The sequence below is a fragment of the Pseudomonas sp. 22526 genome (assembly GCF_052044735.1).
Classification (GTDB): Bacteria; Pseudomonadota; Gammaproteobacteria; order Pseudomonadales; family Pseudomonadaceae; genus Aquipseudomonas; species Aquipseudomonas piscium.
Genome location: NZ_JBQENK010000007.1, coordinates 199884 through 209559 on the forward strand (window position 1 = coordinate 199884; position 9676 = coordinate 209559).

At 66.4% G+C, this 9676-nt stretch carries 11 protein-coding genes; 5 read left to right on the forward strand and 6 right to left on the reverse strand.

Annotated elements, in window-relative coordinates; genetic code table 11:
* Positions 1-49: 49 nt before the first annotated feature.
* From ACTJKT_RS13030 to ACTJKT_RS13050, 5 genes are all read right to left on the reverse strand, one after another.
* Positions 50-877, reverse strand: a complete 828-nt coding sequence (locus ACTJKT_RS13030; protein WP_440787383.1) for an HpcH/HpaI aldolase/citrate lyase family protein — start codon at positions 875-877, stop codon at positions 50-52.
* Positions 878-1170: 293 nt separating this feature from the next.
* Positions 1171-2376, reverse strand: coding sequence for a CaiB/BaiF CoA transferase family protein (locus ACTJKT_RS13035; RefSeq protein ID WP_440787384.1), 1206 nt, complete (start codon positions 2374-2376; stop codon positions 1171-1173).
* 20 nt (positions 2377-2396) lie between these two features.
* Entirely contained in the window at positions 2397-3746 is a 1350-nt protein-coding gene (locus ACTJKT_RS13040) for an MmgE/PrpD family protein (RefSeq protein ID WP_440787385.1), read from the reverse strand.
* 10 nt (positions 3747-3756) lie between these two features.
* On the reverse strand, positions 3757-4920 hold the full coding sequence (locus tag ACTJKT_RS13045) for an acyl-CoA dehydrogenase family protein (protein WP_440787386.1): 1164 nt from the start codon (positions 4918-4920) through the stop codon (positions 3757-3759).
* Between the two features lie 21 nt (positions 4921-4941).
* Positions 4942-5784, reverse strand: coding sequence for an FAS1-like dehydratase domain-containing protein (locus ACTJKT_RS13050; protein ID WP_440787387.1), 843 nt, complete (start codon positions 5782-5784; stop codon positions 4942-4944).
* A gap of 138 nt (positions 5785-5922) precedes the next feature.
* Between ACTJKT_RS13050 and ACTJKT_RS13055 the strand changes: the two genes are divergently transcribed.
* Both ACTJKT_RS13055 and ACTJKT_RS13060 read left to right on the forward strand, forming a co-directional pair.
* Complete coding sequence (locus ACTJKT_RS13055; protein WP_097303070.1) at positions 5923-6810, forward strand: LysR family transcriptional regulator; 888 nt, start codon at positions 5923-5925, stop codon at positions 6808-6810.
* Positions 6811-6943: 133 nt separating this feature from the next.
* Positions 6944-7510 (forward strand): N-acetyltransferase family protein, encoded by a 567-nt coding sequence (locus ACTJKT_RS13060; protein WP_440787388.1) that lies wholly within the window; start codon positions 6944-6946, stop codon positions 7508-7510.
* A 7-nt stretch (positions 7511-7517) separates the two neighbouring features.
* On the opposite strand, the gene ACTJKT_RS13065 is transcribed toward ACTJKT_RS13060, so the two are convergent.
* Positions 7518-7808, reverse strand: a complete 291-nt coding sequence (locus tag ACTJKT_RS13065) for a double zinc ribbon domain-containing protein (protein ID WP_440787389.1) — start codon at positions 7806-7808, stop codon at positions 7518-7520.
* Between the two features lie 147 nt (positions 7809-7955).
* Between ACTJKT_RS13065 and ACTJKT_RS13070 the strand changes: the two genes are divergently transcribed.
* From ACTJKT_RS13070 to ACTJKT_RS13080, 3 genes are all read left to right on the forward strand, one after another.
* Positions 7956-8441, forward strand: a complete 486-nt coding sequence (locus tag ACTJKT_RS13070) for a GFA family protein (RefSeq protein WP_440787390.1) — start codon at positions 7956-7958, stop codon at positions 8439-8441.
* Positions 8442-8545: 104 nt separating this feature from the next.
* Positions 8546-8797, forward strand: coding sequence for a hypothetical protein (locus ACTJKT_RS13075; protein WP_440787391.1), 252 nt, complete (start codon positions 8546-8548; stop codon positions 8795-8797).
* Positions 8798-8803: 6 nt separating this feature from the next.
* Positions 8804-9619, forward strand: coding sequence for a MipA/OmpV family protein (locus tag ACTJKT_RS13080; RefSeq protein ID WP_440787392.1), 816 nt, complete (start codon positions 8804-8806; stop codon positions 9617-9619).
* Positions 9620-9676 lie beyond the last annotated feature (57 nt).

A 9676-nucleotide genomic window follows, 5' to 3' on the forward strand; every position in this document is an offset into this window, starting at 1 on the left:
TCAAGACCGATGCAAACCTCAAGGACCTCATCGCCGGCAAGCCTGGCTCCTACAGAGGTTGCGCAGGGTTAAGGGCCAGCAAGCGCTGGGCCCGCAGCAGCACCGGGGCGTCGACCATCTGGCCATCGATCTGGTAGGCGCCGGCGCCGTGACTGCCGGCGTCCACCACCCGTTGCGCCCAGGCCAGGTCTTCGGCGCTGGGGGCCAGGGCCTGGTGGATCACCGGCACCTGTTTCGGGTGGATGCACAGGGCGCCGCCGAAGCCCATTTCGTAGGCGTGACGAATGGAACCGCGCAAACCTTCGGGATCGTCGATGGCCGGGTGCACGCCATCCAGCGGCGCTACCAACCCGGCGGCGCGCGAATGCAGGATCAGCGCCAGCCGCGCCTGGTCCAGGGCGAACTGCGCCGCCGCCGAACCGCTGCTGAGGTTGAGGTCCAGCGCCAGGTCCAGGCCGCCGAAAGACAGGCGCTGCACCGCAGGAGCCCGGGCGATCTCCGCCAGGGCCAAGAGCCCGCGGGCGCTTTCGATGATCGGCCAGATCTGCTTGCCAGTGGCCGCCACGGTCGCCACCTGGGCGGCGCTTTCGACCTTGGGCAGCAGGATGCCGACGACCCCGACCTGACCTTTGCAGAACGCCAGGTCGGCGGCATGTTCGGCATGCTCCGGGGCATTGATCCGCACCCACAGCCGCACCTGAGGTTGGCTGTTGAGGAACTGGCCGAGGTTGTCCCGGGCCTGGCGCTTGAGCGGCTCTTCCACGGCGTCCTCGAAATCGACGATCACCGCATCGGCGCCACAGGCCAGGGCCTTGGCGAAACGCTCGGGCCGGCTGCCCGGCACGAACAAGGCAGAGCGGACAATAGGGTTGGACATGTTGAATTCCTTGTATGTGATGCAAGGTCCATGGACCGTGATATCTGTGCGTTGGCAGAGGCTTGCCCGCGATAAGGCCCGCAAGATCGATGCAAACCTCAAGGGCCTCATCGCCAGCAATCGAGCGTCGACCGGCTGCTCCTACAGAAGCCACGCAAGCCCGCGGGCCTATGCGTACCCGCTTCCGTAGGAGCGAGGCTTGCCCGCGATAAGCCCGCGAATCCGATGCAAACCTCAAGGGCCCCATCGCCAGCAAGCTTGGCTCCTACAGAGGCTGTGTAAGCCAGCAGACCTCAGATCACACCATTGGCCCGCAACTGTTCGATGACCTCGGCAGACAAGCCCAGTCCAGCGAGGATCGCATTGCTGTGCTGGCCCAGCCCCGGGACGCTGTCCATGCGTGGTGCGAACGCGGCATTGCGCGCTGGCGGCAGCAGCGACGGCAGCTTGCCGGCCGGGCTGTCCACCTCGCGCCAGCTATCGCGGGCCTTGAGCTGCGGGTGCTGCCACACGCCCTGCATGTCGTTGACCCGGGCGCTGGCGATCTGCGCCTGTTCCAGCCGGGCGATCACCTCCTCCAGCGTCAGCCGGGCGAAGCTGTCGACAATGATCTGGCGCAGCGCCTGGCGATTGGCCGAGCGCTTGAAGTTGGCCGAGAAGCGCTCGTCGCCGGCCAGCTCCGGCAGTAACAGCACCTTGTCACAGAACGCCGCCCATTCGCGCTCGTTCTGCAAGCCAAGCATCACCGTGCCGCCGTCTCCCGCCGGAAACGGCCCATAGGGGTAGATGGTCGAGTGCGCCGCGCCGGCCCGGGGCGGTGGCGGCGCGCCGTCGAAGGCGTAGTACATCGGGTAGCCCATCCACTCCACCAGGCTCTCCAGCATGCTCACGTCGATGCGGCTGCCCTGCCCGGTCCTGCCGCGCAGCAACAGCGCCGAGAGGATGCCGCTGTAGGCGTACATACCGGCGGCGATGTCGGCGATCGAGCAGCCGGCCTTGGCCAGTTGTTCCTCGCCTGGGCCGCCGGTCACCGACAGGAACCCGCCCTCGCTCTGGATCAGCAGGTCGTAGGCCTTTTTCTTCTCATAGGGGCCACCCTCGCCATAACCGGAAATGTCGCAGACGATCAGCCGCGGAAAACGCTCATGCAGCGCCTCGAACGACAGGCCCATGCGCGCTGCCGCGCCCGGCGCGAGGTTCTGCACCAGCACGTCGGCCTGGGCCAGCAGGCTTTGCAGAATGTCGCCGGCGGCGTCCTGCTTGAGGTCCAGGGTCAGGCTTTCCTTGGAACGGTTGGTCCAGACGAAATGCGAGGCCAGGCCGCGCACGCGCTCGTCGTAGCCCCGAGCAAAATCGCCGCTGCCGGGGCGCTCGACCTTGATCACCCGGGCGCCCAGGTCGGCCAGTTGGCGGGTACAGAACGGCGCGGCGATGGCGTGTTCCAGGCTGACCACGGTGATGCCGTCCAGCGGCCGGGGTTGTGCGGTAGTGCTTGTCATAAGGCGTCCTCGGGGCTGGCTCAGAGCAATTCGTTCAGTTGCGCGGTATCGCGCAGGTGCCACACCTGGCGGATCAGCGCCGCGCCCTGCTCCGGCGTGCGCGCGCCGGAGAAGCGCAGCAGGCGCTGGAACTTGTCTTCCAGCTCCGCCCGCGACAGGCCATTGCCCGGATCGCCCTTGGGCTCATCGATGGCCCCATGCAAGATGCGGCCATCGACAGTGGTGACCCGCACCCGCCCGAGCCAGCGCTGCGGGTAGGCGCGGTCCACCTCGGGGTCGAGGAGCATCGACACCTTGTCGCGAAACGCTGCCACCGCCGGATCCTTCAGCGCCAGCTCATGGAACTCCGGCAGCCCGGCCTTGCCATGCACGGCGATCAGGCCGAGCACGGTGCCCATGGAGAACTTGGCCTGGTGCACGGTCTGCGGCACGCTCACCCGCCCCAGCACATCGATGGCGCCCTGGTGCACACGGGTTTCCACCTGGGCGATCTGCTCATGGCTGAGGCCTTCGCGCTGCATCAGCGCCAGCAAGGCATCGGCGGCCGGATGGGTGTGGCGGCAGGAGGCGTGGAACTTGAACGAGGTTTCCAGCAGTGCCCAGCGACTGCCCAGGCGATCGGACAGGCGTGCCGGCTCGGCATCCCAGGACATGCCCGCGGCCATGCCCTGCTCGCCTTCGAGAATATTGCGCGCGCCAGTCAGCCCATCCCGAGTCAGGTAAGCGGCGAGCAAGCCATCGGCGGCGGCCTTGGCCGTGTGTAGCTGCTTGGAGTCCGCGGCGTCGCGCAGGAACTCCCAGAGCCCGGCGGCCTGGGTCCCGGCGCTGCCCAGCAGGTCGATGAACTGCGCCTGGTCGAAGTCCATCAGCTTGCCCACCGCCACCGCCGCGGCGAGGGTGCCGACGGTGGCCGTGGTGTGGAAGATCCGGTAATGGGAACGGCCCATGAACTCGCCGATGCGAATCCCCGCTTCATAGCCGGCCACCGCCGCCAGCAGCAGCTCGCGGCCGGACTTGCCCAGGTCCTGGGCCGCCGCCAGGGCCGCCGGGAACACCACGGTGGCCGGGTGCAATACTGCACTGTTGTGCAGGTCGTCCTGCTCCACCAGATGGGAGGACGCGGCGTTCACCAGGGCGGCGAAATAGGCCGAGCTGCCGCGGCCGTTGACCAGGATCCGCGCCGGGCCATCGGCCGGGCCCATATGTTGTGCGTAACGTTCGAACAACGGAATCGGATGCGCGCCCTGGCTGGCCAGGGCGGAACCGAGCCAGTCGAGGAACAGCTCTTCGGTGCGCGCCAGCAGGCTGTCGGGCAGCTGCTGGTAACTCAGGCCGGCAAGGAACCCGGCCAAGGCTTGGGTATGGCTCATGCTCGGTTCCTCAGAAGCTGCGCGGCAGTTCGAGCAGGTGCTCGGCGACGTAGGACAGGATCAGGTTGGTGGAGATCGGCGCCACCTGGTACAGGCGGGTCTCGCGGAACTTGCGCTCGACGTCGTATTCGCAGGCGAAACCGAAGCCACCGTGGGTCTGCAGGCAGGCGTTGGCCGCCTCCCAGGAGGCCTTGGCCGCCAGGTACTTGGCCATATTGGCGCTGGCCCCGGCGTTGCCGCCGCTGTCGTATTCCTCGCAGGCGCGCCAGCGCATCAGGTCGGCGGCCTCGATCTCGACATGGGCTTCGGCGATGGGGAACTGCACGCCCTGGTTCTGCCCGATGGGCCGGCCGAACACCACGCGGTCGCGGGCATACTGGCTGGCCTTTTCGATAAACCAGCGGCCGTCGCCGATGCACTCGGCGGCAATCAGGGTGCGCTCGGCGTTAAGGCCGTCGAGGATGTACTTGAAGCCCTTGCCCTCCTCGCCGATCAGGCTGTCGGCGGGGATTTCCAGGTTGTCGAAGAACAGCTCGTTGGTCTCGTGGTTGACCATGTTGGCGATCGGCTGCACGGTCAGGCCGTTGCCAATGGCCTCGCGCAGGTCGACCAGGAAGATCGACATGCCTTCGGACTTCTTCTTGACCTCGGCCAGCGCCGTGGTGCGCGCCAGCAGGATCATCAGGTCGGAATGCTGGATGCGCGAGATCCACACCTTCTGCCCGTTGATCACATACTTGTCGCCGCGCTTGATGGCGGTGGTCTTGATCTTGGTGGTGTCGGTGCCGGTGGTGGGCTCGGTGACGCCCATCGATTGCAGGCGCAGTTCGCCGCTGGCGAGTTTCGGCAGGTAGAAACGCTTCTGCGCTTCGCTGCCGTGCCGCAGCAGGGTGAACATGTTGTACATCTGCCCGTGCACGGTGCCGGAGTTGCCGCCGCAGCGGTTCACCTCTTCAAGAATTACGGAAGCTTCGGCCAGACCCAGGCCCGAGCCGCCGTATTCGGCCGGGATCATCGCCGCCAGCCAGCCGGCGTCGGTCAGGGCCTTGACGAAGCTTTCCGGGAAACCTTTTTCTTCATCGATCCGGCGCCAGTAGGCGGCATCGAATTCAGCGCACAGGGCCCGCACGCCTTCACGGATGGCATTCAACTCTTCGTTGCTGTTGGGGTTCATCGAACGGCGCTCCGCCTGTGGTTATTGTTGTGGGATCGGGTCGAACAGCACTTCGCCGCGCTGGGCCAGGCCGGCGTCGTTGCCAGCCCAGAGCTCGGCAACGCCAGGGCGGACGATGCGCCCGCCGACCTCGAACGGCTGCGGCGCGATCAACGGCCGCAGGCCGCGATAAGAGAAGCGCCGCAACCGGGCCCCGGGATGGGCGCGGCAGAACGCCCGCAGGCTGAGGGTGGCGATCAGCGGACCGTGCACCACCAGCCCCGGATACCCTTCGGCCTCGGTGACGTAGGGAAAGTCGTAATGGATGCGATGGCCGTTGAAAGTCACGGCGCTGTAGCGGAACAGCAGGGTCGGGCTGGGTTCGACGGCTTCACGCCAGTCACCCCGGATCAGCGCCTCGCCGCTGCCCTGCTTGGGCGGGCTCGGCTCGCGGTAGACGATGTCCTGTTCCTCGCGAATCGCCAGGCGACCGTCCTGGGAATACTCATGGCAAAGCGTGACGAACAGCAGCGCGCCGCTGCGCCCGGTCTTTTCCTCGACATGGCTGATGGTCGACAGGCAGTCCGCGTCGAAACCGGCGCGCAACGGCTCGAAGAACTCCAGCCGGCCACCGGCCCACATGCGATTGCGATTGGCCGCCGGCGGCAGGAAGCCGCCACGGGCCGGATGGCCGTCGCCGCCCAGGGCGCTTTCGGCCAAGGGCTCCTGGAAAAAGCACCATTGCCACAGCGGCGGCAAAGCCTCGCCATAGGCTGGCGCGGGTTCACCGAAGGTCGCGGCAATGCGCTTGAGCAGGTTACGGCTGAGCTGGTCGTGGGCTTGCTGGCTACGGCCTATCCAGGCACTGGGGTCGGTCAGGCTCATCAGGTCGGGTCCTGTGTTGCAGTGGTGGTGAGCCCGATCATGCAAGCCGCTATGCGTTCTGAGAATTTGCATTTCTATAAACCGGCGTTCGGTTATGCTGAACGCCGCTTTGCCCCTCTTCCTCCCAGGAGCCCGCCCATGCATTTCGATCTGGCCGACCTGCGCCTGTTTATCCATATCGCCGAATCGCCGAGCCTGACCCAGGGCGCCAAGCGCGCCTTTCTCTCGCCGGCGGCGGCCAGCGCGCGGATCAAGGCCCTGGAAAGCCAGCTGGAAACCCGCCTGCTGTACCGCGACAGCCGCGGCGTCGAAGTCACCCCGGCGGGCGAGCGCCTGTTGCAGCATGCGCGGCTGATCATGCGCCAGGTGGATTACCTGAAAAGCGAGTTCACCCAATACGGCGGCGACTCCACCGGGCATATGCGCATCTTCGCCAACACCACGGCGGTGACCGAATTCCTCCCGGAAATCCTCGCCGGCTTTCTGTCGAAACGCCCGGGGGTCACGGTGGACCTGCAGGAGCGCCTGTCCCGGGACATCGTCCGCGGCGTGCTCGACGGCACCGCCGACATGGGCATCATCGCCGGCCCGGTGGAAGCCAGCGGCCTGCAGGTCCTGCATTTCAGCACCGACCACCTGGTGCTGATCCTGCCGGTCGACCACCCGCTGGCGACGCAGCAGGCGGTGACCCTGGAGCAGACCCTGGCCTACCAACACATCGGCCTGCACGAAGGCAGTACCTTGCTGACCTTCCTGCGCGAACACGTGGAGCGCACCGGCAAGCAGTTGTCGCTGCGGATCCAGGTGTCGAGCTTCGAAGCGGTGTGCCGCATGGTCGAGGCTGGCGTCGGGATCGGCATCATTCCCGAGTCGGCCGCCATCCGGCACAGCCGCACCATGCAGCTGGTGACGGTGAAACTCGACGAAGCCTGGGCCATGCGCGAACGCAGCATCATCGTCCGCGAACTGGAGGCCCTGCCCGGCAGCGTACGGGCGCTGATCGCCACCCTGATGCCCGAGGCCTGATTGATCAGGGGTCATCTACCCCCTGGCGCAAAACCTTCGCCGACACTGCGGCGCGTTGACCTGAATCAAGGGCCTGGCGCCTGACAGGTGTGAATGTTCAGGCAATCCTCTGCACCTTCACGGAGACTTGCCCATGACCAGTACCGCCATCCACACGCCTGCCCTGGCCGCCTTCGCCCAGCACAAGGGCGAACACTGGATAGACGCCCTCAACGACGGCAGCCCGGTGCTGATCCGCCCGTTGCGCGCCGAAGACCGCGAGCGGGAAAAGGCCTTTATCGAGAACCTCTCGCCGACCACCCGGCACCACCGGTTCCTCGGTGAAGTGAAGGAAGTCGGCGAGGCCCTGCTCAGCCAGCTGATGGACGTCGATGGCTGCGAGCGCGTGGCTTATGTGGCCCTGGTCCACGACAACGGCTCGCTGCGGGAAATCGGCATCAGCCGCTACGCCACCCTCGGCGCGGACACGGACACCTGCGAGTTCGCCGTCACCGTGGCCGACGAGTGGCAGTACAAGGGCCTGGACGCCTTGCTGATGCGCCATCTGGTCGCCCGGGCCAAAGACCAGGGCTTCAAACAGATGTACTCGCTGGATTGCCCGGCCAATCACCGCATGCGTGAACTGGCCGCGACCCTGGGTTTCAATCGCGCCATCGATCCAGACGATGCGACCCAGGTCCGCTACCACCTGGCGCTGTAAGCCAGCCTCAGCCCGCCGCCCCGCCACACTGGGCGCAAAACCGCGCGCCGGCGGCCAGCGTGCTGCCGCACTGGCGGCACGCGGCGGGTTGCAGCGAGGTCCCGCACTGCTGGCAAAACCGCGCCTTGGCTGCGTTGCTTGCCCCGCAGTCCGGGCACAGCGGACCGCCCGCTGGCGGCGCTCCGGCGCCCGAGCGCTGGCCATGCCCGCTACCATGCCCGTCACCATGGCGCCCGCCCTGATAACCGCCATGCCCACGGCCACGATGACCACCCAGCAAACGTTCGAAAAAGCTCATGTCGATGACTCCTGATAAAGGGAATCGACAGTAAAAAGCCTGAAGTAGCTACAGGGTCAACTCAGTACCGACCAGCGCCCATGGAGAACGCTCCAGCCGACAACGGCTAGGCTGACGGTCATAGTCCATGAATCGTCGGAGGCCATCATGCAACTCGAAGGTTCCTGCCATTGCGGCGCCGTGCACTTCAGCCTGAACAGCGCCCACCCCTACCCTTATCAACGCTGCTACTGCTCGATCTGCCGCAAGACCCAGGGCGGTGGCGGGTATGCGATCAACCTCGGCGGCGATGCCGCCAGCCTGAAAGTCCGCGGCCGCCAAAACATCTCGATCTACCACGCGTTGCTCAGGGAACCCGGCAAACGCGCCCGGCGCAGCAGCGCCGAGCGGCATTTCTGCAGCCGCTGCGGCTCCGGGTTGTGGCTGTTCAGCCCGGAGTGGCCGGAGCTGATCCATCCCTTCGCCTCGGCCATCGACACGCCGTTGCCGATACCGCCGGAACACACCCACCTGATGCTCGACTCCAGGGCGCCCTGGGTGGAGATCGACTGGCATCCCCACGACCTGCAATTCGCCCACTACCCCGAGGAATCCATCGCTCAATGGCATGAGCGCCTGGACCTGCAACGCTAAGCGCCGGGCATTCACAATCTTTGACAGTTTTGCGACAAAGCTGTCAAAGATTGCCCGCGCCCGCGTCCCTAGCATGAGCGCATCCATTTCCCCACGGGTGCGTCATGTACGGTCGGTTCTCCACGCTCTTCATTGGTGTGCTGCTCGGTGGCCTCAGCTGCCAGGGCACGCCGCCCGCGGCCCCGACGCCCAGCAGCGAAGCGCTGCCTGAAATCGCCACGCCACCTGAAACCATCATTCGCGCCGAACCGGCTACCGCCGCTCCTGCGCGCAAGGTCGCCCGGCGGCCGCGCGATGGCCTGGGCAGTTCCTATTCCACAGCCAACGACCACTCCCACACCCTGCTGAGTTTCTAGCCGCCGATGAAGACCTCGATCCGACCGAAAACCCTGTGCCTGTCCCTTGCTGCCCTGCCTCTGGCTTCGCTGTGCCTGCTGACGCCCTGCGGCCCGCTCTACGCCGCGGACTGGCAGTACCAGCTGCAAGCCGGCGCCGCCAGCCTGCCGCGCTACAGCGGCAGCGACGAACGCACCGTCGCCCCGATCCTGGGCGGCGCAATCGTCAGCCCCTACGGGGTGTTTCTCAACACCGAACAGGGCCTTGGCTGGGGCAATGAATGGGGCGACCTGGCGTTCAGCGCCTGGGTCGGCCCCAGCGAGGCACGCAAGGACCGCAAGAGCGGCTACAAGGGGTCGGACCATCTGGCCGGCATGGGCTCGATCAAGTCCCGCGCGCAGTTCGGCGCCTACCTGGGCTACACCCTGGGCGCCGTGGAGCTCGGAGCCACGTTGCAGCATGCGCTGAAGAAGAACGACGACCCGGACACCGGCTCGGCCTACAACCACTTGCAACTGAGCATCGGCAGCACGCTGTATGAAGGCCGCTACGGGCGCTTCGAGGGCAGCCTCAACAGCCAGTTCGGCGACGGCGATTACCTGCGCACCTGGTATGGCGTCAGCGCGGCCCAGGCCGGCAGGACCCGCTTCGGCGCCTATCGCCCCAAGGGCGGTTTTCTCAGCCGTGGCGGCGACCTGACCTGGACTGTGCCGGTCAGTGAACAGATGAACGTATCGACGGTGCTGGCGGTGCAGTACTTGGGACGGGAGGCGGCGGACAGCCCGATTGTCGAGCGGCGGATGCAGACGTCGTTGGCAACGACCCTGGAGTACAGCTTCTAAGCGGCGTTGACCGTTCCGACACTACCCCCGTAGGAGCGAGGCTTGCCCGCGATAGCG

Coding starts and splice junctions, on each gene's coding strand:
- ACTJKT_RS13030 (WP_440787383.1), bottom strand. CDS start 877: ATGTCCAACCCTATTGTCCGCTCTGCCTTGTTCGTGCCGGGCAGCCGG.
- ACTJKT_RS13035 (WP_440787384.1), bottom strand. CDS start 2,376: ATGACAAGCACTACCGCACAACCCCGGCCGCTGGACGGCATCACCGTG.
- ACTJKT_RS13040 (WP_440787385.1), bottom strand. CDS start 3,746: ATGAGCCATACCCAAGCCTTGGCCGGGTTCCTTGCCGGCCTGAGTTAC.
- ACTJKT_RS13045 (WP_440787386.1), bottom strand. CDS start 4,920: ATGAACCCCAACAGCAACGAAGAGTTGAATGCCATCCGTGAAGGCGTG.
- ACTJKT_RS13050 (WP_440787387.1), bottom strand. CDS start 5,784: ATGAGCCTGACCGACCCCAGTGCCTGGATAGGCCGTAGCCAGCAAGCC.
- ACTJKT_RS13055 (WP_097303070.1), top strand. CDS start 5,923: ATGCATTTCGATCTGGCCGACCTGCGCCTGTTTATCCATATCGCCGAA.
- ACTJKT_RS13060 (WP_440787388.1), top strand. CDS start 6,944: ATGACCAGTACCGCCATCCACACGCCTGCCCTGGCCGCCTTCGCCCAG.
- ACTJKT_RS13065 (WP_440787389.1), bottom strand. CDS start 7,808: ATGAGCTTTTTCGAACGTTTGCTGGGTGGTCATCGTGGCCGTGGGCAT.
- ACTJKT_RS13070 (WP_440787390.1), top strand. CDS start 7,956: ATGCAACTCGAAGGTTCCTGCCATTGCGGCGCCGTGCACTTCAGCCTG.
- ACTJKT_RS13075 (WP_440787391.1), top strand. CDS start 8,546: ATGTACGGTCGGTTCTCCACGCTCTTCATTGGTGTGCTGCTCGGTGGC.
- ACTJKT_RS13080 (WP_440787392.1), top strand. CDS start 8,804: ATGAAGACCTCGATCCGACCGAAAACCCTGTGCCTGTCCCTTGCTGCC.